Origin of the sequence: Fibrobacter sp. UWH4 (assembly GCF_900142475.1) — a bacterium.
GTDB lineage: Bacteria > Fibrobacterota > Fibrobacteria > Fibrobacterales > Fibrobacteraceae > Fibrobacter.
Genome location: NZ_FRAY01000005.1, coordinates 232506 through 256066 on the forward strand (window position 1 = coordinate 232506; position 23561 = coordinate 256066).

The following is a 23561-nucleotide window of genomic DNA, read 5'->3' on the forward strand; positions in this document are numbered from 1 at the left end:
AACTGAAAATATGAAAAAAAGGTAAAAAGAACTTAGAACTTAGAGCTTGGTGCTTAGATTGTTGGTTCGACAGGCTCACCAACCTTTGGTTAAGGTCCCTTACTGCACTAAGTATGGCCGAAGTGAGCTTGCCGAATGGCCAACTAATTTCCGCCCAATTTATTTCATGCCGCGGATAATGTCGCGGAGGCGTGCGGCTTCCTCGAAGTCGAGTTTGGCGGCAGCTTCCTTCATCTGGCGTTCCAGGTCTTCGAGCTTGTCCCCTGTTTTCGACCCACGATTCCCTTCTGTCATCCTCGCCCCACGAATCATCCCTTCTGTCATCCTCGACCCACGAAGTGGGGAGGGGATCTCATCGCCTTCTGCTCCAGGATGGCGCTTCTGGGTGCTGCCTCGAGTCCCCTTCTTCTTCGTCTTGCTGCTCGGTTGGAGCGGTTCCATCGGGCGAATGCCTCCGGAGGTCCCTGAGCTTGTCGAAGGGCCGTCGTCTTCGTAGTCGTCGTCGACGGAATCGTCGCCGTCGATTCCAAGGGGATCCGCAATCCTCAGGTCGTCTTCCAACTTGCGGGTCACGGACTTCGGCGTAATGCCGTGTTCCTTGTTGAATTCTTCCTGCACGGCCCTGCGGCGGGCGGTTTCGGTGACGGCCTTCTCCAGGCTGTCGGTCATGTTGTCAGCGAACAAGAGCACTGTGCCGTTCACGTTACGGCTCGCGCGGCCCATCGTCTGGATGAGGCTGCGGTAGTTGCGGAGGAACCCTTCCTTGTCGGCGTCGAGTATGGCCACCATGCTCACTTCGGGCAGGTCCAGGCCTTCGCGCAGCAGGTTGATGCCCACCAGCACGTCAAATTCTCCGGTACGCAAGCCCCGGATGAGTTCGTGGCGTTCCAGCGTCTTGATGTCGCTGTGCAGGTAACGCGCACGGATGCCCGCTTCCACGAAAAAGTCGGTAAGGTCCTGCGCCATCTTCTTGGTGAGGGTCGTCACCAGCACGCGGTCGCCGTTCTTGACGACCTCCTCGATGCGGTACAGGAGCACGTCCATCTGACCCTTGATGGGGAACATCTCGATTTTTGGGTCCAAAAGTCCGGTGGGTCTGTTAATTTGTTCGGTAACGACGCCGCCCGTCTTGGTAAGTTCGTAATCGCCGGGGGTTGCAGACACGAAAAGCACCTGCTTCGGGTACATGTACTCGAATTCGGCAAAGTTCATCGGGCGGTTGTCGAGTGCGCAGGGGAGGCGGAACCCGTACTGTACAAGGGTTGTCTTGCGGGATTTGTCGCCCTCGGCCATGCCGCCCACCTGCGGAATACTCACGTGGGATTCGTCCACCATCAGGAGCCAGTCGTCACCGAAGTAGTCGATGAGCGTGAACGGGCGCGTACCCGGGGCGCGGTTCTCGATAATGCGGGAGTAGTTCTCGATGCCGCTGCACATGCCGGTCTCGCGAATCATTTCCATGTCGTATCGAGTGCGGCTCGAAAGGCGGGCCGATTCTAGAACTTTGCCTTCTTTGTCGAGTTCGGCGAGGCGCTCGGTCAGTTCCACCTGCATGCGTTGCAAAATGCCCGCGCGGCCTTCTTCTTTCGTCACAAAGTGCTTTGCCGGTGCAATCGTCATCTCGTCCATTTCCTGAGTAACTTCGCCGGTAATGATGTTGAAGCGAACGAGACGGTCCACTTCGTCGCCGAACAGTTCGATGCGGAGCCCTTCTTCGTCGTAGCTCGGGTGAATTTCAATCACGTCGCCGTGCACGCGGAAACTGCCGCGCTCCAGGCTGAAATCGTTTCTCGTGTATTGAATTCGCACCAGGTCGTGCAGAATCTTGTCCCGGTCGTAAACGTCACCCTTCTTGATACGCACCATCAAGTCAAAGTATTCGCTGGGGCTGCCCAAACCGTAGATGCAGCTCACGGAAGCCACGATAATCACGTCGCGGCGGGTGAGCAAGTTTGCGGTGGCGCGCAGGCGGAGCTTGTCAATCTCGTCGTTGATGCTCGCATCTTTCTCGATAAACGTGTCCGTATGCGGGATGTACGCTTCGGGCTGGAAGTAGTCGTAATAGCTCACGAAGTATTCCACCGCATTGTGCGGGAAGAACGCCTTGAATTCTTGGTAGAGCTGCGCCGCCAGCGTCTTGTTGTGCGTGAGAATCAGCGTCGGCTTGCCCACGTTCTTGATGACGTTCGCCATCGTGAAAGTCTTGCCGGAACCGGTCACGCCAAGCAGCGTCTGGAACTGTTCTCCGTGTTTGAAACCTTCGGTGAGTTCCTCAATGGCCTTCGGCTGGTCACCCGCCGCTCCGTAAGGGCTCACCAGTTCGAAGTTTGCGCGAGTGGGCGACTGGAACTGCTTTAACTTCCCCGGTAAACTCTGCTCGGGCGGTAGCGGTTTCGCTATCGGTTTTGCATACGGGTCAGGTGTAATTGTCTTGCGTGCGCGTGCCATGGAAATTCAGAATTCGGAATTCAAATTTCGGGGTTAAAAAGCGACGCGGTTTCTGCCGTTTTCCTTGGCGACATACAGCAGACGGTCGCATTCGGCGATCATTTCTTCGATCTTGCCGATGCTTTCGCCCTGACGGCTAGCGAGTCCCAATGAAATTGTCACGGGGATAACGGTATCCTTCCATGAAAAACGGTGGCGTTCCACGGCGCTGCGCAGGCGTTCGGCGCTTTTCTTGGCGTCTTCGGGGCCGATTCCGCTTAAAAGCAACACGAATTCTTCGCCGCCGTAGCGGGCGAGCAGGTCGGATTCGCGCTTTTCTTCTTTGAGAATTCGGGCAATCTCCTTAAGGACCATGTCGCCGCACTGGTGGCCCCAGGTGTCGTTTACGTGTTTGAAATGGTCTGCATCGACCATTATAGTATGTATATAATAGTTGTTGCGGCGGGCGAGGGCGAGTTCGCCGAGGCTTCTGTCCATAAAGGTGCGGCGGTTGCTGATTTTGGTCAGCGGGTCCATGGTGGCCGCCTCGTAGAGTTCTCGGTCGAAGGCTTCTTCGCTGGCGTCCTTGAAGTCAACCTTCAGGACCATCTTGCCGATTTGCAGACGGTTGTGGTCTTCAAGCTTGCTTTCGGCGACGGGGCTACCGTCGACGAAGGTGCCGTTGGTGCTGCCCAGGTCCTTCACGGTGACGTCGATGCCGTCGAAGGTGAGTGCGCAATGCCTGCGGCTTACCAGTTCGTCGTCCATGCGGATGTCGGCATCTTGGCCGCGGCCTAGGATGACGGTGCCCTTTTCAAGGGGAATCTGCTTGAACTGGTTTTGCGGGTAGAGTACAATCAGGTGCGGCCTCATCTTTGCGATGGGGAGTTTGATGGTGTTGCCGCTGGCAATTGTTCGGTCCATGTCCTGCATAAGTGCTCCGTTGTTCACTCGAAATGTAGTAAAAAGATGCAACTTGTGGGTCCCCTCCCGCGCTGCCGCTTCGTCGAGGATGACTTTGAGGGGGGGGGGGATGTCCGCGGACCGTTCCTGCCGAGGATGACGTTTCGGGGGATGCCCGCGGACCGATCCTGTCGAGGATGACGTTAAGGGGAGGTGCGGGGGCTGTTCCTTGTTGGGGAGACATTTTAATATACAGTCATCCTGGAGGGAGTGCGCGACCGACGGGATCCATTGTAGATCCCCTCCCGCGCTACCGCTTGGTCGAGGATGACTTTGAGGGGGGGGGGGATGTCCGCGGACCGTTCCTGCTGAGGATGACGTTTCGGGGGATGCCCGCGGACCGTTCCTGCTGAGGATGACGTTTCAAGGAAAGCCCGTGAATTGTTCCTGCCGAGGATGACATTAAGGGGAGGTGCGGGGACTGTTCCTTGTAGGGGAGGCATTTTAATATGCGGTCATCCTGGAGGGAGCTGCGCGACCGACGGGATCCATTGTAGATCCCCTCCCGCGCTGCCGCTTGGTCGAGGATGACGTTTCAAGGAAAGCCCGGGAACTGTTCCTGCCGAGGATGACGTTTCGGGGGATGCTCGGGGACTTTTAAACTGTTTTGAAAACAGTTGTTTACAAACGGGGCTTTCTCGGTGTGATTTTATTCACTATTAAATGCGAATCCACCGTTTGTTTACAAAAATGAACGGAATTTTTATCAAAAATTACAAAAACAGTTGGCATTTTTCGCTAGAAAAGAATAAATTTGAGGGTGGTATGTGGCATTTCAAAAAGGCCGGTCTTTTTGTTATGCCGTTGGTAGGAAAAACATCGATGGAAACTAAAATGATGAAAAAAACGAAAATCTCCATGTGGAAGTGGGTTTTGGGTACCTGTCTGATTTTCGCTGGAGTGCAGAATGTTATTGCCGCCTGCGAAGGCACGCTGCATTTTAAGAAGCCTGATGACTGGACTAGTGTCTTTGTTACGATGAATAACATTGCCGCTCCAGTCCCGGCAACCGCCTTGAATGCGGCGACCGGTTATTATGATTATGATTTGTCTGCTGCCAAGGGCGAAGCTCAGGAAATGACCTTCGGTCTTGCAAGTTCGTCTACAAATCCGTTGAACTACGTGCTCAAGAGCACTTGGAACGGAAAGTCCGCCTACGACCCGAACCTTCCGAAGAACCAACGTGACATCGCCTGCCCTGGTGCCGGTAAGGATGTCTGGGTGCTCGAAAACCCGAAACAGGCGAGCAAGACCCTGGTTTCCTATGAAGAACCGAAAATCAAGTACTTCTATGTCCTGGTTCCCGATGACGAAGACTGGAAGTCCACCGTGCCGCAGTGGTCTCCCGATGCAACTTTCGAAAACCGCCAGCCGTTGAAGGTAGACCCCAACTTGTGCGGGTGGTACTACGTGGTCTGGATGAACGAAGCCATGCCGGAAAACTTTATCATCTTCCGTGAAGACGACGAAACTCTCGACGACGCGATTGGTGTCGATGGCTGGGGTGCTCCGCTCACTGCGTTCCCGATGAATGTTTTCTTTGACGCTTATCCGAATACCAACAAGATTTACTTTATTGCCGACCCGGAAAAGGCTGAAGAAGAGGGTGTACCTTCTATTTCTGAAACGGACCCCATGGTTGAAGGAAACTGCACCTATCAGTTGGCCGCCTTCCTTTACGATACCGATGCGAGCCTGCACGGCGCCTTTACTTGCGATGCTTACCCGCAGGCTGGAGCAAATAAGTGCTATGTTGCCACAGCTCCCTTTGGTTATGCTGGTGGCGGTGCCGCCAATACGGTTCCCTGTATCGGTGTGACCAAGGGAATTGTGTCTGATCTTTTGGATCCTTCTACCAAGAAGCCGACTTACAATGCCGCAAGCGGATGCTTTGCAAGTGCGGATGCCTTCAATGCCATGTTCGATGACTCCAAGGGTACTAGCGTAAAGCATTGCCGCAACGTGACTTTCAGCCTCACCAAGGAAGGTATGTGGGAATATGATTCCTATAACGAACCGACCGGCGCCTTTACCATCCTGAACGACTTGGCTGACTCTATCTTGGCGGGGACTTGCACGGGTCTCTGTGCCCAGGCAGCGAACCCCCGTGAGGGTCTAGGCAACGTTGCCTATGGTCTTGGGGAAGGCCAGTTGACTAACACTGCTGCCCAGAATGCTACCGCGAACAATATCTCCGCTGCCGCTCAGGCTGCCCTTCCTGGTGTAATGGACTGGTCTGCCATTGATCCTGTTTCCGGTTTGCCCTATATTGACCTTTATCCGGTGGCCAATGGCGAATTTGGTGACGGTACGCACCCCAACGTTTATGATAACTCCACTTGGGATTTGCGTATTAAGGGGAATAACAACCAAATGTTCTGCTTTGAATCCCATGCGAACTTCACCTACCGCGCCGGAATGCAGTTCTCGTTCCGTGGTGATGACGACATTTGGGTGTACATCGACAACAAGCTTGCCGTGGACCTCGGCGGTACCCACCTTGCCGCTCCGGGTTACGTGAACCTCGATCAGTTTACGGGGGCCTCAGGTGCGCTTAAGGATGGCACAAAGTATGACATTGACATCTTCTTCTGCGACCGCCGTACCGATATGAGTAACGTGCGTATCAAGACGAACATGTATATCGTCCAGCAGACTGCTATTGCTTTGACGCGCAAGAAGAATGGTACAGCGACTTCGTACGACATTTGCTATTCCAAGTCGGGTGACGGTTCCTGCGAGGCCGCTGCGAAGGGCCAGTCTGAAACCCAGGTCTTCTGTGGTGCGCAAATTGCAGATGCTGGCCTGCCGATTTCCTACACCCTCGTTCAGGGAAGCAAGATTACGGACCCGGCCGTGGCCATGCCTGAACTGGCCGCTTCCGGTATTACCAAGTTCGAAAACATTTCTGCCCCCGGTATTTACAAGGGTGGTATCGACTTGAGAAACCTGGCCGCTCCCTCGATTGACGGGACCAAGGTCAATCTCGGCGCCGGCAGCTACACGTTGTTCGTAACCATCGATGGCAAGACCAAGAAGATAAAAAGCTTCCGCCCGAGTGGCGAAGTCGACGTGGTCTACGCCGATGGCGAAGCGGTCGATATCAACGAAGATACGGGCGAAATGAAGAAACTCGGTAAGTACAAGGCAGTGAAGAGCGCCATGGGTGGCGAATTCGTGCCGGTCTATATTTCTAACGTGGGCAAAGCAGAAAATCCGGGCCAGCCGCTGGTCATTCAGCCTATCGATGCCAAGGGTATGAAGTATACGCTGACCCCGTCCAGCAACCTGATGAAGCTTTATGAAAGAACGGTGGACGAAAACGGTGCTGAAACATTCAAGAAGATCGCCTTTGGTGATTCCCGTGAGATTGGCGAAAGCGGTGTCGATACCGTCTATGTGACCGTGGAAATGGACGACCTGACCGAACCGAACAACGAGTTTACCGTCGGCGTGACCGGCAGGCCCAACGCTTTGAAGATTAATTTCTACTTGCCGATTATCCAGTTCGTGTCCGCTCCGGATAGCACGGGTGAAGTTGTCAATGGCGACAAGCCCGAAGCTGACGGCACCTACGACGAACGCTGGGTCGGTAGTATCTATGAACTTTACCTTGCCGTGCTTAAGCCGAACGACAACGGCGACTACTATATCTGCGAAGACTGTAACTTCACGATTCATAGGGATCCGAGGACTTCTGACTACATCACCTTCGCCGATGCCGAATTCGTGAACGGTTATGCAACGATTTCTATCGTAGCTACCAAGGAATACCGCTTCGATACGGACCCGACGATCCATAATCCGGGTATGGTTGTTGCGGCCTACAATGACTACGTGTTCACGAACCCGGGGTATTCTCCGATTTACTTCCGCGAACCGCCGGTTCCGTCTCCGCGTCTTGCCGATGTGTTCGACGTTCACGGTGCTTCGCCCGAAGTTGAATTCAAGATTCCGGCCCCGTACTTCAGCATGAACCAGGAATACCTCGACGGTGTGGCTGACTCTGTGGTCATCTACTATCACCGCGCCATCCATAAGGACTCCGTGCCGACCCAGATTTGCGTGGTGTGGGATTCCACTTCCGCCAAGAAGCACAACCCGATCGCAGAAGGATTCTCCAATATCTCGAAGGATACCGCGATTGTCTGTAACGCTCTTGTCAAGGTGAACAAGGATACCGATATCGACTGCTCTGGTGCCGGTGCCGACGGCTACTGCACCAACGTGGTCAAGTTGAGCTCCAGCTACTTCAAGGGAGATTCTACCAAGCTTTCTAATGGTGTCAAGACCTCCGGTAAGGGTAAGGTGATTTCTTACGCCGAATTCAAGGACAAGGGTAAGGACATCAAGCAGGGATTCCCTGGCGAGCTGACTGACCGCATGGCTCCTGTGCCGCTGCGTGCTGAAGTGCGTGCCATTAGAAAGGGCGACGAACTCAGCGACTTCGATAGCCTTGTGGTAATTATGTCTGAACCGGTCAGGATCGTGACGGACCAGAAGAAGAACGCTCTGGACTTCTACCTGAATTCCGCTGTAGACCTCTCCGAAGACAGTCGTTTCGTCTCTATCCTGAACAGCACTGTTGCCTCGGTGACCGGTGCCCAGGACGCCCTTGTGGGTTCTGCAAATGGCCAGGGCCGTATCAAGTACCAGTATATCCGTGGCAATGTTTCTCCGCACGTGGGTGACTTTGTCCGCCTCTCCGGTGACATGTCCACCATCTTCTGGGTCGACAGTGCCGATATCGCCGTGCCGGGTGCCGATACGCTCCGTGCCGCTGCCGATGCCGCATACAACTGGAACTCCCCGACGTCTTACAACGAGACCAAGCGTCTCCCGACTCCGTGGGTGTTGGTGAGCGGTGAACCTGAAGTCAAGGTTGTCGAAAACAACTTTGCCAATACGGGTAACTCTCCTGTTGGCGAAAATGTTCCGGTCGTAACGGTGAATGGCTATTCTACCAACCTGTCGAAGAACGAAGTGATCGCTGCAGAAGGTGGCCGTCTGGGCTTGTTCGCTCAAGCGGATATGTACTCCCTGATCAACGACATGAAGGCTAAGGGCTTCAAGGACGAAGATCTGGATCCTGCAAAGATTTACTTCTCTTACGATCTGCAGATCTACACCAACCTGGGTAACTACGTGGCTGGCAAGAGTGGCAAGATCTTCTGCGACGACAGCAAGAATACGGAAACCGACGAAAATGGCAAGAAGATTGACTACTTCGGCGGTAAGACCTGTATCGATGCAGGTATCGGTTCCAACTTCTTCATCGGCTGGAATACTCGCTCTGACAAGGGCCGCATGGTCGGAACAGGCGCCTACATTGTCAAGTACACGACCTTTATCAGACTCGATAAGGCCGGCAAGTACGGCAAGAAGGAAGACACCTCGGTCTGGGGCGTGAAGCGTTCTCCGCTTCCCAATACGGACTACCTGAAAAAGGCTGCCAAGTAAATCCAACCGGAACTTAATTTGAAAAGGCCCCTGCTTAGGCAGGGCCTTTTTGTTATATTTGCGGCATGCGAAAGATTTTAGCTGCTATGAGTCTGTGTGCCGCCGCGACGGTTGCGTCGTTTGCGGCTGAACCTACGGATTTGGATTCCCTGTTCCGCGGCAAGGAATATAAGCCTGTGTTGAGCGCCTCGTTGCGCGATTCCGCGGCGAACGAAGCTTCGGCGGTGCCCGGCAAGGCTGCCGCGAAGACGTCCAAGTCCGACGGCTACTATATGCTGCAGTTTGAATCGGTCGCCGATTTTGATGCCGCCCAGCGTCGCCGTGCGCAGATTTCTGCAAGTACCGGCTACGCTATCCAGGTGGTATTCGACGCTCCCTTCTACAAGCTTCGTGGCGGTGGATGGGGCAATAAGAAAGCCGCCGAGGACAAGGCCCGTGAACTTTCTGCTTATAACATTACCGCTTTCGTCGTGAAAGTGAAGTAATCGCAGCGAATCCGTTTATCTTTTTCGGTGGAGGATTTTTCCAGAGTCCGAATGTTGAAAATTTAAGGGCCTGGATTCCCTCCCGCGCTGACGCTTGGTCGAGGATGACTTATACCGAAGGCCTGCCGCGTCCTTGCAGACGAGGGTGACTTGTAGCGAAGGCTTGTCGCGGCTTTGCAGGCGAGGGTGACTTACTCTAGCAGTCCCATTGCTTCTTTGAGGGCGTGCTCGTCCATGCTTTGCGGCATGAGGGCGCGTTCTTCCGGTGCGACGTAGGCGAGTTTCCTTTCGAAGTCGGGGCGTCCGGCGCGGTTGCGCGGGGCAAGTTCCTTGGGTTTGAGCGAGTAGAAGAACGGACCGGTCTTGATGAAGCGTTTTTTCTGCAACCCCTGGTTGATGGCTTCGGTGAGAGCCTTCTGGAGGATTGGCCCCATGCGGTCCACATGGTGGAGTTCCAGGATGCGCAGTATCAGGACGTCCTGGTGGATGGGAGCCTCAGAGTCCACGTAGAATTTGAGTTGCGTGATGAGTGCCGCGGCAGGGAGTTCCGCAATCGGCTTGTCGTGGGCGGTACCCTCGATTTTCGGATGCTGCACCTGGTACGGGACCGTTGTCGGGGCGCTGTTGGCAAAGACTTCCGATTCGTCGTCTTCTTCGGTCGAAGCGGACGGCGGCGGGGCGACGCTCTGTTCGATGGCGATGGTCGCCACGAGGTGGCCGACTTCGTCCTTCTGCGCCATGAACCAGAAGGGGAGCCAGAGGTTCATGACCTTCCAGCCGAGCTGTTTTAAAATCTGCGGACGGATGTAGTCGCGGTCTTCGACCGAGTCGCGGAAACGTTCCGCGGTGCAGTCGTCCTCGATGAGTGCCAGGTAGCGGTTCGGATTGTTCGCGTCGATAATGACGGGACCGACGGGGATTCCTCCGCGGGAGAAGCTTTCTTTCGCCTGGATGTTCTCGCTGGCGAGTGCCTTGAGTACCTGTTCGCGGAGCGGCGATGTGGCAGATGTTGCCGTGTCGTCTGCGTTGTATTCCTTGTTCTGCAAGTGGCTGATCCATTCGCGGAAAAGGGTGTGCTTCTGGTCGTTGCCTTTTGCGGAGTCTGTTTCCGATACGAAAACTTGCAGTTCCTTTTTAGCGAGGGTCGAGCAGATGGCGACCTTGTTGTTGCTTGCAATTTCCGGTTCACCACAAACGAGGACGACGTCCCTGAAACGGTCGACGGCGCGGTCCGGCGTCTTTACGAAGAAACTGATGTCCGGGTTCGGGCGCGTGAAAAATGCCGCAATGGGGGTGCCAGTCAGGAGCTGGGCGCGAATGGCGTCTTCGATTTCGCGACAGGTGGACTGGTGGAATGCGATGATCCCGAGAGTCTTTTCGGGGTGGCGCTCGGCGTGCTGCAGGGCGGCCTGCGCAATGGCGTTCACCTTGTCTTCGACGACCTTGAGTCGGATTCCCTTGAACGGTTCGCTGCTAGGCGTCGGGAACTGCTTGATGCCGTGGTTGTAGATATGGCTGTTGGCGAATGCGACGAGTGCGGCATCGCCGTACAGCGAAGAGAACCAGAGCTCGCGGGTCGGGATGCCCTGCCGGAGTGCCGCTGTCAGGATGCTTTCCTGGAAGAAGGGCGAGTGCGGGAACGGCTGGTCTTGGAAGGCGTCAAGCGGCTGGAACTCCAGCGCCGGATTGTGCGGGTCGCCGACAAGGATGGTCTTGCCTGCAGCAAGAATGGTCGGGATCGCTTCGGCGATCGAGATGCTGTCGGCATCCAGGATGAGAGCGATGTCAAAAGAGGTCTTCCCGGAAATGCGGAAGGTGTCGCTCAGCGAAAGGTGCGTCAGGGCGTCGGGATTCTTTTCGACGGCCTGGTGCAATTCGCTGAAGTTTGCGTTGCTGAATTTGTCCAGAAGTTCGCGGTACGCCTTGCCTTTCTTGGAACGTTCCTTGGGCGGTTGCGTAAACAGGTTCGGGCAGGTCTTGGTGACATTCTGAATCTGTTCCCTGCTCCAGCAGGAAGACACGACGTTGATGAGTTCCTTGTCCGCATTTTCGGGGTCGGAAATGAATTGTACCAAACCCTTGCACGGGTAGCTTTCCATTTTCTTGAACAAGGCGGTCAGCTGCACGTGGATGTCAAGGTGGTCCCAGTTTTCGCTCCACGATTTGATCCTGCCGAGCCATTTTTCGATGCTCAGGCTTTCGAGCGGAGTGTCCAGTTCCATCGCCTTGTTGATTTGCTTGATGGACTGCTGTAGTTCGAGGACCGAACGGTACAGCTCGTCGAATTGCGGGAGCATATCCTTGAACAGGTGCCATTGTTCCAGAATCTGCAGGAGCAGGTCGAGCTTGGGGTCGTTCTTGTGTTTGTCGCGGAATTCGTAGATAAACTGGATCTTGCTGTTGAGTTCGACCCAGTTGGACCGTTCGTAGTGCCAGTCCTTGCCGAGCAGATGGTTGCCGAGGACTGCGCTTTCCTTGTACGCTCGCTTGTTGGCTTGCAGTTCAAGCAGGGTGTCTATCAGGTCGAGTAGGTTGGCGTCGGATTCGACATCCTTCGGATTGCGGAGCACCGAGAGGAGCTTGCGCCGAGAAGAACGGTAACGGTCGGAAAGCCCCTTGAGGGTGGCCTTCTGGCTTTCGGCAAAGTCGTCGCGCGCCGACTGGATGTTTTCGTCGACGGCTGTGTCCGTATAAATTTCGGAGGTCTGTCTGCGGTAGCGTACCCATTGGTCGCCCGCTTCGGGAAGCGCCGTGAGCGTGTCTCTGTAGGCGGTCCAGTTGTAGCTTCGCAGTTGCCAATCTTCGAACTCGGGAGTGTCCTTGTTGAAGTGGTCGCGGATGATTTCCAGCGTGTCGGCGAGGCTCGAAAGGAAAATGCCCGTGGGGAATAGCCCGGTGGCCTCCATGATCTTGATGAGTCCGTCGAGGCTCGAGGCGCGGCTTGCGGCACGGCCCAGTTCCTGCGACAAGGTCTGTTGCAGTTCGGCGTTGAGACCGGGGAGCTTTACTCCCTGGAATGCCCTGCGCGCTTCGATTCCTTTCTTTTCGAAATAGAGCTCGTTCAGAAGGTTGAGATCGTTCTTGAGGTCTAGGTATTCCTGGTAGCTCAGCGAAGAAATTCCTTGCAGGACCGAAGCGGGATACTTGCGCTTGGACGGCTTGATGGCGATGAATTCTTCGAGGAGGCTTGCCAGCGGAACATTTGCCGGCGCAATCGGATTGTTGACCGTGTCGTAGTATTCCTGGAATTCCGCGCGCATCTTGCGGACGTCCTGTTCCAGGGCGCTTCGGTCGGCTTGCGGAAAACTGCGGAAAGCGGGTTTCCAGGCTTCCTTGAAGGCACGGCCGGAAACGGCGCGACGGTGAACCACGAGAACCTTTTGTCCCTTGGCGACGGAATCGGCCACGATGTTCGCGGCGACCTTCATCTTGTCGGTACCGGGGAGCGCCTGTATGGCATAGGCTTTCGCCTCGTCGTTCAGGGCGTCGACAATGACCTTGTCGGTATGCGAATCCGTGGTGTAAAGGAAGTGGTGATCCGCGGGCGAGAATACCTTGTCAAAATTCTGTTCCTCGAAAAGGGATTCCTGCGTCTGGAAGCCGTCTTCGCTGAAAAGGGAGGCGAGCGCCGGATTGGCGTTGACCGTCTTGTCCTGGAATCCTTGGGCCATTCGCTTCTTGAGAAGCAACTGGTCCGTGTTGAAGAAACTGAGACAGAGACCGTGGCGCGTAAATTTCCAGTTGCGGTTGCTTGCGATCGCCTTTTCGAAAAGCGAAAAATAGAGGAGCAGGCTGAACTTGCCGTTGATGACCGCGTCCTCGGTGGTGGGGAGCGTCACGGAATCCTTGAGTCGTTCGCGGAGGATGACGTTCTCGATGGGGGTACGCTTTGAAATGGTAAGCGTCTTTTGGACGGGGTCGGCATCCAGGGGAATGAGCAGGCTCGGGGCGAGCGCGTTGCCGTCCCACTTCAGGAATCCGAGGACCAGGTAAAGGTCTGTTTCGCCGAAGTCTTCGAGCTTGTTGCGGAGAACCGCCGTCATCGCGTCAATGGCGGTTATCTTTTGCTGAGCTGTAAAGTTGGCAGAAACCTGGAAGAACGATTCTAGCGGAAGGGGACCCTTGGCCTGAAGCCATTTTTCAAAGAAAAGGTCGCCGGCTTCCATGACGAGTGGGGATTGGAAGTCGTTCTTGGTGGCGAAATTGAGGAGACGGTCCTTGGTATCGAAGAGGGCCGCTTCTTGCCTTATTTTTGCAACAATAGCGGATGGCGATGACATACCCTGAATATACTTATTTTTTGCGGGGAAAACCGAGATGGTCGCTATAAAGTACGGATGATTTGTCCAAGTGCGTCTTCCAGGGGGGTGGGGAGGTCGCTTTCCTGGAGCTTTGCCTTGAAAAGGACCCTTCCGAAAAGGGCTTCCGGGGTGATTCCGGCTTCCTTGTCTTGGCGAAGGCTATGGGCATGTTCGCGCTTGGAAAGCTTTTTGCCGCTGCCGTCGACGATAAGGGGGTGGTGCAGGTACAGGGGGCGCGTATAGGCGGGAACCTGGAGCGAGGCGTCGCCTGTACAGGCATCTGCAATCATCTGCGAAAGAGCGATCTGGCGAGCGGTGGAATTGAGGATGTCTTCGCCGCGGACGATGTGCGATATACCCTGCGTGAGGTCGTCGATGCAGACCGCGAATTGGTAGGTCCAGTAACCGTCGCGGTCACGGATCGGGAAATCGCCGCATTGCAATTTGGGGTTTTCGTGGAAGTCGCCGAGGCGCTCGTCGTGCCAGTCAATTACTTTGTCTGGAATGACGATGCGGAGGCTGTGCGGAGTTTCTCTGTTTGACTGAATGGGTCTGCATTTTCCCTGATAGATGACTTCGCCGGTTTCGCTTCGTGGGTTTTCGGCAAGGAGCTGCTTGCGGCTGCAGGTGCAGGGGTAAACAAGTCCAAGAGCGTCCAGTTTTTCGAGGATGCGCTGGTAGAAATTGAATCGTGTGCTCTGGATGCTTTCGCTGTCGTACTTGAATCCAAGCCAGGCGAGGTCTTCGTAGATGCTGTCGATGTATTCCTTTCGGGCACGACCCTGGTCGTGGTCCTCGATGCGCAAGTGAACTTTCAGGTCCCATTTTTTTGCCGCCGCCCACACGTAAAGGGCAGAAAGCAGATGCCCTTCGTGGAGGTAGCCCGTAGGGCTCGGTGCAAAACGGATTGTGCCTGGCATACGCGAAAATATAGAATTTGGAGTTTAGTGTTTAGAGCTTAGAGTTTAGAACTTAGAACTTAGATATGTTCTACGAAGCTCTACCTGGTAATTTACTATCTTATTCAAGGATGAGTTTTATGTTTAAAATATTTCTTTCGACGGCTGTGTCCGCACTTACGTTGGTTGCCTGTTCCGGTGCGCCGGAGCCGCAGACGGAACCCGTTGCTTCTGCTGTGCCGGCAGATACGGTACCTGCTCCTGTTGTAGAACAGGTTGCGGCGGCTTCGCTGCCGCAAGGTGAAGTGTCCGCTGTTCCTGAGAGCTACAAGGATATCCAGTTTCCGGAATACAAGTATGTTGCGCCTTATCCGAAGGATTACCGCGTGGAAATTGCGCCGGGGATTGCCGGTTACATCGTGAGTGACCGCAGCCTGCCCCTGGTGAATTTTGCGGTTTTCTTTGAACAGCCGCGCGTGCCGATGGTCTTGAAGGACGAGGCGGCAAGTTCCATGGTGGGAAGCATGCTGCGTCGCGGCGGCGGTGGCGGTATTTCGGCTCGTGCCCTCGATGATTCCCTGGAATTTATCAGTGCGGGAATCGGTTCGTCGGTCGGGACCTTTACCTCGACTTTTGACATTGACTGCCTTTCGAAGGATTTTGACAATATGCTTGCCTTGGCGAAACAGGTGCTCACGGCCCCCGCCTTTGACAAGGAACAGCTTGAGATTTTGCGGGCGAATTTCCTGACTGCTTATGACCGCCGTTACGATACTCCGGCGAAGGTGCTTTCGGCGCTCCGTTCCAAGGTGAACTATGCCCCGAATCCGAGGTTGTGGGATGCCAACGCGGAGGAGTACAAGAAGGTTTCCGTTGCCGACGTGAAACGCTTGTCCCAGGGAGTCTATTCCTCGAACCGGATCGTGTTTGCGCTTTCGGGCGATGTGGACCGGGATTCCGCTGTCACGAAACTCAAGGAATTCTTCGAAGGCTGGAAAATTGCGGTCGGTGCGGCGGACTCTTCGGCAAAGAAGAAGGCGGCGAAACCCACGGTGGCAGAACCGCAGCCGCTTTCGTTCTTGCGCAAGCCCGGCATTTACGTGGTGGACAAGGATATAACGCAGGCGAATATCTCGATGAACCAACCTTTCGTAAAGAGGCCGCACGAAGATTACTACCCGGCGGCGGTGGCGAGTTTCATCTTGGGTGGCGGAAGTTTTACAAGCCGCCTGATGAACCGTGTCCGCAGCGACGAAGGCCTTGCCTATAGCGTGTACAGTTCGGTCGGTAACGACTACCGCGATACGGCTATGGTGACGATTGCCTTGCAGACCAAGGTGGAATCGGTGGATTTCGCTCTGAAGCTGATTCGCGAGGTAGTGCAGGAATTTGCCGAAAAAGGCCCCACCGAAGAAGAACTTTCGCAGGCGAAAAAGTCGCTGATCGAAAGTCTCCCTAGCCTGTTCGATAGCCCCGAAGCGACCGCGACGATTTTTGCGAGAGGCGAACTTGTCGGGAAAACCTTCGACCATTATCTGGACTATGTCAAGGAAATCAATGCCGTGACGGCGGACCAGGTGAAGGCGATGACCAAGAAATACTTTGACATGGACAAGATGACGGTCTCGATTGTGGCGCCCGTGGCGAAACTGGATGCCGTGAAGCCGTTTACGGTAGTGCCGCTTGATAGCCTGGAGTTCAGGGATTGATGTTTCGCTTTGTTCGACAGGTGATGCTAGCCTCTGTTGCGATGCTTATGGGCGTTGTGGTGTCGCTAGCTGCGGACAATGCTGCGCGGACGGTGCCGGCGGATTCGCTTGCCAAGATGTGGGTCCATGACAACCTCCGGAAAAAACTGGGCAACGACGACGACTTGCGTTCGCTCTGCTCGGGGCTCAAGATCTGCATGGACATTGACTACGAAGGCTGTTTCGAGGAAGACAAGAAACCCTGGCCGCACCACAAGTACGACAAAGAATTCTGCGGCGTTTACAAGGAAGTGGAAAAACGCGGCTACTTGCCTAATCCCAAGGTCCCGATGGCGGCGGAAGTCTTTGCGAGGCTCGGACGGCGCTACCGTGCGGTCTATGTAAACGAGGGAACGCTTCCGCTCAACGAGGATGTCTTCAGGTACCTGTTTGACAATATGCCCTTTACGGCGCAACTGATCAACGCCTACCTGGATGAAAATTACACGCTTGAGTATACGCATCCGAACAGGCGTTTCTTTAACGGAAGCAACGGTCGCAGCCTTTCCGGGGAATTCTACTGGGCCCTGCAGGATAGCGCCGGAAAACGGCTCGGGATGCGCAACCTGTTCTTTGGTTACGGCCATGCGCATGTGCTCAAGTGGCAGTTGCACGGAACGGCAATCGCGTATCTGGACATGGATCCCCTTCCGGGAAACAAGATTAAGTACAAATTAACTGCTATCGTGTTTCCGGCGAATTCGGTGCTGAATTCCATTATGCAGATGAAGGTGTTCCGGAGTGTCGTGAACAGCAAAATCGACCATATTGTCGATGATATCAAGAAGGCTTCCAAGATGTACTTTAGCGGCAACAAGGAACCCATGCTGAAGAGTGCAGCCCTGAAATCTTCCGAGAATGTACAGTACGTGCTGGATTTTGAAGAGGTGGTCAACGGCGCCCATTGGGAACTGGGCGACTTTGAACGTTTGCAGAAGGCCCGCAAGGAAAAGCGCAAGCAGGATATGCAGGCTGTGCCCATCATGGTAGACGACAATCAAATAATCAAGGACAAGAAATGAGCGAAGAAAGAGAATCGATGGAATCCCTGTTGGCGCGCGTAACGGAACGCCGCCGCGAACTTTTGACATCTGTGGTGGATCGTCGCACAAGGCATTTTTGCATGGTGCTGGAAGACCTGTTCGATCCGCACAACATTTCTGCCGTGATTCGAACCGCCGAAGTTTTTGGCCTTCAGGATGTCCACATTATCGAAGAGGACAATGCCTACAGCGTGAACAAGTCCATTCTGAAGGGGTCCTACAAGTGGATGAGCCTGTACCTTTACAAGAAGCGTATGCTCTGCATGGAAAAGCTGCGTGCGAAGGGCTACAAGATTGCCGTGGCAAGCACCAATACGACCAACTCCGTTCTGGACTTGGACTTGAGCCAGCCTATGGCCTTTTACCTGGGAAGCGAATTCCACGGGAACCATCCCGATACGCTCGCCCATGCCGATTACGAGTTCAAGCTTCCGCAGTACGGCATTACCGAATCGATGAACGTGTCGGTGGCCGGTGGCGTGCTGATGACCTACCTCGATGTGTTCATGCAGAAGGAAGGCCGCGAGAAATTCCTGCTCAAGAAGGACGAGCGCGACGCCTTGCTGTGGGATTGGCTCGATCGCCATGTGAACGGCATCGAGAACAACAGCCCCATTACGCGGGTGGAAGAATAATCCGTCTGTCCCGTTCGTAAAAATGCGATTTCAGCCTCAAAGCCCCCTTTTTAGAGGGCTTTTTTTCTGCGCTGTATACAAAAATGCTAGATTGCTTCACAAATGAAAAAGTATACGGCTCTTTATTTTTCAGTCGGCCTAGTGGTCATACTGGCCCTTATCATTCTTGTTTTCGGAATTTTCTTTTTGAACGAGAAGGATCCACGGGAAACGTACAATACCTTCCATCTCCGTTTTACCCAGGTGAGTACTCTCGTTTTGGATGACCCCGTCAAGGTGAACGGCGTGAAACTCGGAAAGGTCGAGGCCATCGAACTTTCGGGACACCGCGTGGTGGTGACCATCCGCCTGCGTACCGACGTGAAAATTCCGAAGGATTCTGAAATCCGCGTGCAGAACATCGGCATCATGGGTGAACGCCAGATTGGCATTATCCTGGGCGACCAGATGGAGTACTTTGCACCGGGCGATACCATTACGGGCCAGTTCGATGCGGGTATTGCCGAGGCGATTGGCCTTGCGGGCGAACTTTGCGACAGTACCAAGGTGCTTTTGGAATCGGTGAAACTTGCGCTTAACCAGACGATTGTGAATCCTGAATTCCAGGAAAGGTTCAAGACCCTGCTCGTGAAGGCGGAAACCCTGGAAGACCGTGCCATTACCATGCTGAATACGACGGATCCGCAGCTCAAGAAGAGCCTGCTGGGGCTGAACCAGGTGGTGGCGAAGGTCGACGCCCTTTTAGACGGGGTGAAACCGCCCATCGACAATATGTTTGCCAATACCGACAAGGTGATGAGCGATGCCGACAAGCTGATCGGCGAACTCGAAGGCGTGACGAACCATTTGGATGAACTGATCGTCAAGGTTCAGACGAAGATTGAATCCAAGGACAATACGGTCGGCATCTTGCTGAACGACAGGACCTTGCATGACGATTTGGTGAAGACGGTGCACTCGGCGGATAGTTTGGTACGCGTTATCCTGCACGACGGTCTCGATATCAATGTGGATTTGTTCTGAGGAAAAAATGATAGAGAAAACACTGGTGGTGACAAACAAGTTGGGAATTCACGCTAGGCCGGCCGGAATGATCGTCGATATTACCGGTCAGGCGAAAAGCGACATCTCGATTGTGTTCGAAGGCTCCAAGGCAAATGCAAAGAGCATCTTGAATGTGATGATGCTCGCCATTCCCGCTGGCTCCGAAGTCAAGTTCGAGATAGACGGCGAAGATGAAGAAAGCGTGGCTTCTCAGCTGGAAAGTCTGTTCAATGACCACTTCAACGAAGAACCCTGCTAGCAAGAAGGCTCCCGCCCGTATCGTGATGACGGGCGTGCCTGCGTCTCCGGGCTTTGCCATGGGACGCGTTTTTCCGGTAATCAACCGGAATATCTCGGTGGTGGAAGAAACATTGCCGGAAAGCCGTCTTGCCGACGAGGAACAGCTTTTCTTGAAGGCGATCCACAAGACGGTCAAGGAAGTTTCGCAGATCAAGGAAATTTCCGAAAGTCGCACCGGGATGAAGGATAGCCTCATCTTCGCGACTCACTTGATGATTTTGCAGGATCCCGTGTTGATTAACGGAATCCTTGATAAGGTCCGCAAGGAACACAAGAACGCTCGTTGGGCGGTTCACGTGGTGCTGGGTTCCTATATCGACCAGTTCGAAAAGGTCGATTCCCCGGCGATGCGCGACAAGGCGGCGGACCTGAGGGACGTGTACAACCGCTTGATGGCGGCGATGGAAGACTCCGGACCTGTGTTGGAGGATGAAGCTCGCGAAGACGGCATTATCCTTGTGGGCCATGAGTTGCTGCCGAGCCTTTTGATGTCGATCAAGCCCGGCCAGGTGGCGGCGCTTGCGATGGATACCGGTGGCCGTACAAGCCATGTGGCGATTCTCGCGCGTTCGCTCCAGATACCCCTGGTGTCGGGTCTCCGTAATTTTGCCGCCCTGGTGAAATCCGGCGATACGGTCATTGTCGACGGTTCGAGCGGACAGGTCGTCATCAATCCGAACCAGGATGACGTCAATGATTTCCACGCCCGTCAGGAAGTCTTTGAACGGCAGCGTCGTGAACTGTTCACGATGCGCCAGCTGGAACCGATGACGCGCGATGGCAAGTATATCACCTTGCACGCCAATATCGAACTTCCGTCTGAATCAGAAAAGGTGACGGATTTCGGTGCGACGGGTATCGGCCTTTACCGTTCTGAATTTTTGTTCCTGCGCAAGGATGCGCCGACTCAGGACGAACAGCGCGATGCCTACCGCTATATCCTCGAGACGATGTACCCGTGCCCCGTGACGATCCGTACATTGGATGCCGGTGGCGACAAGTTGGTGAATGGCATTACGGCGGTGAACGAGTCGAACCCGTTTATGGGGTGGCGCTCGATTCGCGTGTGTCTCGACCGCGAAGATATTTTCTGCACCCAGCTGAAGGCGTTGCTGCTTGCGAATACCAAGGGTAACCTGCGCTTGTTGTTGCCGATGATTTCGGGGATGACGGAACTCCGCCGTGCCCGCGCCTGCATCGAGAAAAGCCGCAAGGAACTCGAAGCCGAAGGCCACAAGGTCGCCAAGGTGAAGATGGGCGTGATGATCGAAGTCCCTGCCGCGGTGATGATTGTGGACAAACTAGCGAAAGAGGTGGATTTCTTCAGCATCGGAACGAACGACCTGGTTCAGTTTACCTTGGCCGTGGACCGGACGAACGAATTGATTACGGACATGTTCCAGCCGCACCATCCGGCAGTGCTCAGCATGATTTACCAGACGGTCCAGGCGGCACACCGCGAGGGAATTCCCGTGGCGGTTTGCGGCGAAATGAGTGCGGACCCGATGAGCGTGCTGCTCTTGGTGGGACTCGGAGTCGATGAACTTTCGATGACGCCCTGGAGCGTGATGTCGACCAAGAAGATTATCCGTTCCATCAACTTCGAGGATGTGCGCGATTCGGCCCTTACGGTTTTGCAGATGGATGACGCCGAAAGCGTGAACAGCTATATGCACGGCAAGTATGCCCAGACGATTCGCGACCTGGGAATATCGAGCTTTGTGGGCCAGGTGGACAGTAGCAAAAAATGATGCTGCCGTGCCTGCTTCCTTTGATAAACATTTCGATTGAATCGGAACTCCGTTCGTATATCGTGGCTGTCGGAGTCGCGTGTCGCCGGAAAAGACTTTAGGAGAAAATATGTGTAGGATTTTTTGTTTGGTTGTTTTTTTAAGTGTGCTCGCCCTGGCGGATTCGTCGAAGGTCGCGCCTGTTGCCCCTGCGGCTCCTAAGGAAAATGCCGTAGCGCCGCAGGGACCGCTCCCGTCGCAGACGACGGATAGCCTGATTGCGACGATGCCCCTGGCGCCCGTCGATCCGTATGCGGAACTGGAGCAGATTGCACCGGCGCATTTCCAGGACATGGTGGTGCGTCAGCAGCGCCTGAAAGCGATAAGCGAGGATGAGTCGCAGCCGAAGAACGTGCGCGACTTCGCCCGTGCGGCCCAGTTCTTTTACAAGGAACAGTGGGACAGTTCCTATGCGGCATACGATGTATTGCGAGGTCGCGATACGCTGTTGGACGGTGCGGTCATTCTCCGCATGGCAACGGCGAAGTTCAAGCTGGGCGATTACAAGATGATGCGTTCCGCTTTGGCGGCCTATAAGAATTACGAGAAGGACGCCTCGTTTGACAGGGCGGCCTCCCGCCTGAGAATCGAGGCGGCAATGGCGGATTCGACCTTGAGTGACCATGCCCATGCAGACTCGCTGAAGGCGTTCGTGGAAAAGTACCCGAAATCCGACGATGCGGCGGCTCTCCGTTACCGTTACGCGCAGTACCTGGAACAGTTCAAGCAACTGAAGGATGCCAAGCGCGTTTACCTGAAGCTCTTGACGAGTTCCTCGGTGTATAAGGATTCTGCGTTCATGGCGATTCGCAGGCTCCGCAAGGTGCGCGGCGCCCCCGAGACTCTGGAAGAAAAGGTGGCGTATGCCAAGATGGCATGTGCGAAGGATAATGCAAACGAATGCCTGACGCTGTTGGATTCGATTCGGATTCTGGATTCCCTGCTGATTACGCTTTCGCCGGAAGCGGCCCTCCCGCCTCCTGAAGATTCGTTGCAGAAAAATCTGCCGCCCAGTTCCCTGGATATGGCGACCCGTATCAACTTGTGGGAAAAACGCGCCGTGACACTGCGTACCTTGAAACGCGAAGAGGAATCGATCAAGCAGTTCAGGTTCCTGCTGGATTCCGTGGAAGCGCGGCCGCTGTGGATGCAGTCCATCTTGCGCCTTTACAGGAATAATGCCGGACGCTACGAAAAGGAAATCCGAGCGATGGATGCCGCGTTGCAGGATGCGAGCCAGTTCAGCAAGGAAAATGCGAACAACCTCTGGGTGAAGGGTTTTGAATACGAACAGAAGGAAAATTACGATAGCGCGATCGTCTGTTACAAGACGCTTTCCCATAAGCGCTTTAAGAACAACATAAAGAGACAATGGGCGAAGTTCCGTATCGGTTTTGTGTACTTTAAGCAGGAAAAGTGGAACGAAGCCGTGGCGGCCTTTATCGATGCGAGCAAGGAACCGTTCCTGTGGAGCGGAAGCGGCGCCCGTATGTTCCTGGGCGATGCCTATATGAAGCTCGGCAAGGATTCCCTTGCCCGCGAAGCCTTCCTCGACTGTATCCGCGATTTTCCGCTGGCCTACTATGCGCACCGCAGCCGCCTGAAGTTGGTGGAATACGGATTGATGGCCGAGAAGGATGTCCCGTATGCGCACGGCGTGCTGATGGCGCCTGAACAGACTCTTGCTTGGGTGCGTGCCTCGCAGAAGGTCGGAAAACCCGACACGAGCTACAATGCGGAACGTTACAACAGAATCCGTACCCTGTTCCAGTACGGCTTTAGCGAACAGGCCTTTGCGCTTTACGACGAGGCCCGCAAGAAAAATGCGAAACGCCTGGATTTCTTGTACGAGTACGGCAAGCTTTTCTATGAAATGGGCGAGACTGCAGCGGGTTACCGCCTCGCTCGCCAGTTCCAGAACAACATCGATCGACGCCGCCTGATGGCGCCGCCCATCGACGTGCTGCATTACCTGTACCCGATTCCGTACAAGGAACAGGTCAAGTTCCATTCGGGCGAACGCATCGACCCGTTCTTCGTGTACAGCGTGATGCGCCAGGAATCGATTTTCAACTTCGAAATCATGTCGCCGGCAGGTGCTTGCGGGCTACTGCAGATTATGCCCGCGACCGGCAAGATGCTCGCCGGCAAGGAAGGCCTCGAAAACTTCGAACCGCGCCAGCTCTTTAATGCCTACATGAACATTCGCCTGGGAATTCGTTACTTGGTGGACTTGAAGGCCGAATACAACGACGACTATATGTACGTCCTCGGCAACTACAACGCTGGCCCCAAGCCCACCAAACGCTGGCAGGCCGCCGGTGAGGGCAAACACTGGGATGTCCGCGCCGAAGAAATCAGCTACTGGGAAACCCGCGACTACGTGAAACGCGTCATGGGAAATTATTGGATATACCAGGAAATCTACGAAGGACTGTAGCTTAGAGCTTAGAACTTAGAACTTAG

At 54.6% G+C, this 23561-nt stretch carries 13 protein-coding genes; 9 read left to right on the forward strand and 4 right to left on the reverse strand.

Annotated features, from left to right (window positions below; translation table 11 throughout):
- Nucleotides 1-159 precede the first annotated feature (159 nt).
- Both uvrB and BUA93_RS10845 read right to left on the reverse strand, forming a co-directional pair.
- Nucleotides 160-2448 (reverse strand): excinuclease ABC subunit UvrB, encoded by a 2289-nt coding sequence (gene uvrB / locus BUA93_RS10840; protein WP_072979283.1) that lies wholly within the window; start codon nt 2446-2448, stop codon nt 160-162.
- Nucleotides 2449-2481: 33 nt separating this feature from the next.
- Entirely contained in the window at nt 2482-3351 is an 870-nt protein-coding gene (locus BUA93_RS10845; RefSeq protein WP_072979547.1) for a GGDEF domain-containing protein, read from the reverse strand.
- Nucleotides 3352-4224: 873 nt separating this feature from the next.
- Between BUA93_RS10845 and BUA93_RS10850 the strand changes: the two genes are divergently transcribed.
- Together BUA93_RS10850 and BUA93_RS10855 are read left to right on the forward strand one after the other, a co-directional pair.
- A complete protein-coding gene (locus BUA93_RS10850; RefSeq protein WP_175547425.1) occupies nt 4225-8850 on the forward strand; it encodes a fibro-slime domain-containing protein in 4626 nt (1541 codons plus the stop codon).
- Between the two features lie 65 nt (nt 8851-8915).
- A complete protein-coding gene (locus tag BUA93_RS10855) occupies nt 8916-9335 on the forward strand; it encodes an SPOR domain-containing protein (protein WP_072979287.1) in 420 nt (139 codons plus the stop codon).
- 191 nt (nt 9336-9526) lie between these two features.
- Here BUA93_RS10855 and BUA93_RS10860 read toward each other — a convergent pair whose 3' ends face one another.
- Together BUA93_RS10860 and BUA93_RS10865 are read right to left on the reverse strand one after the other, a co-directional pair.
- Complete coding sequence (locus BUA93_RS10860) at nt 9527-13615, reverse strand: DUF3320 domain-containing protein (RefSeq protein ID WP_072979289.1); 4089 nt, start codon at nt 13613-13615, stop codon at nt 9527-9529.
- A 44-nt stretch (nt 13616-13659) separates the two neighbouring features.
- Entirely contained in the window at nt 13660-14556 is an 897-nt protein-coding gene (locus BUA93_RS10865) for a glutamate--tRNA ligase family protein (RefSeq protein WP_072979291.1), read from the reverse strand.
- Between the two features lie 119 nt (nt 14557-14675).
- Between BUA93_RS10865 and BUA93_RS10870 the strand changes: the two genes are divergently transcribed.
- The 7 genes from BUA93_RS10870 (at nt 14676) to BUA93_RS10900 (ending at nt 23535) form a co-directional block, all read left to right on the forward strand.
- A complete protein-coding gene (locus BUA93_RS10870) occupies nt 14676-16244 on the forward strand; it encodes a M16 family metallopeptidase (RefSeq protein WP_254793945.1) in 1569 nt (522 codons plus the stop codon).
- On the forward strand, nt 16244-17305 hold the full coding sequence (locus BUA93_RS10875) for a hypothetical protein (RefSeq protein WP_139257996.1): 1062 nt from the start codon (nt 16244-16246) through the stop codon (nt 17303-17305). Before BUA93_RS10870 ends, BUA93_RS10875 begins: the two co-directional genes overlap by 1 nt.
- A complete protein-coding gene (locus BUA93_RS10880) occupies nt 17302-17961 on the forward strand; it encodes a TrmH family RNA methyltransferase (RefSeq protein ID WP_072979297.1) in 660 nt (219 codons plus the stop codon). The genes BUA93_RS10875 and BUA93_RS10880 overlap by 4 nt, the downstream gene beginning before the upstream one ends.
- 102 nt (nt 17962-18063) lie before the next feature.
- Nucleotides 18064-18984 carry an MlaD family protein gene (locus tag BUA93_RS10885; RefSeq protein WP_072979299.1) on the forward strand — a complete coding sequence of 307 codons (921 nt, stop codon included), beginning with the start codon at nt 18064-18066 and terminating at the stop codon, nt 18982-18984.
- A gap of 7 nt (nt 18985-18991) precedes the next feature.
- Complete coding sequence (locus BUA93_RS10890; protein WP_072979301.1) at nt 18992-19264, forward strand: HPr family phosphocarrier protein; 273 nt, start codon at nt 18992-18994, stop codon at nt 19262-19264.
- A complete protein-coding gene (ptsP, locus tag BUA93_RS10895; protein ID WP_072979303.1) occupies nt 19236-21056 on the forward strand; it encodes a phosphoenolpyruvate--protein phosphotransferase in 1821 nt (606 codons plus the stop codon). Before BUA93_RS10890 ends, ptsP begins: the two co-directional genes overlap by 29 nt.
- Before the next feature lie 127 nt (nt 21057-21183).
- Nucleotides 21184-23535: a transglycosylase SLT domain-containing protein gene (locus BUA93_RS10900; RefSeq protein ID WP_072979305.1), complete on the forward strand. Its 2352-nt coding sequence runs from the start codon at nt 21184-21186 to the stop codon at nt 23533-23535.
- Nucleotides 23536-23561 lie beyond the last annotated feature (26 nt).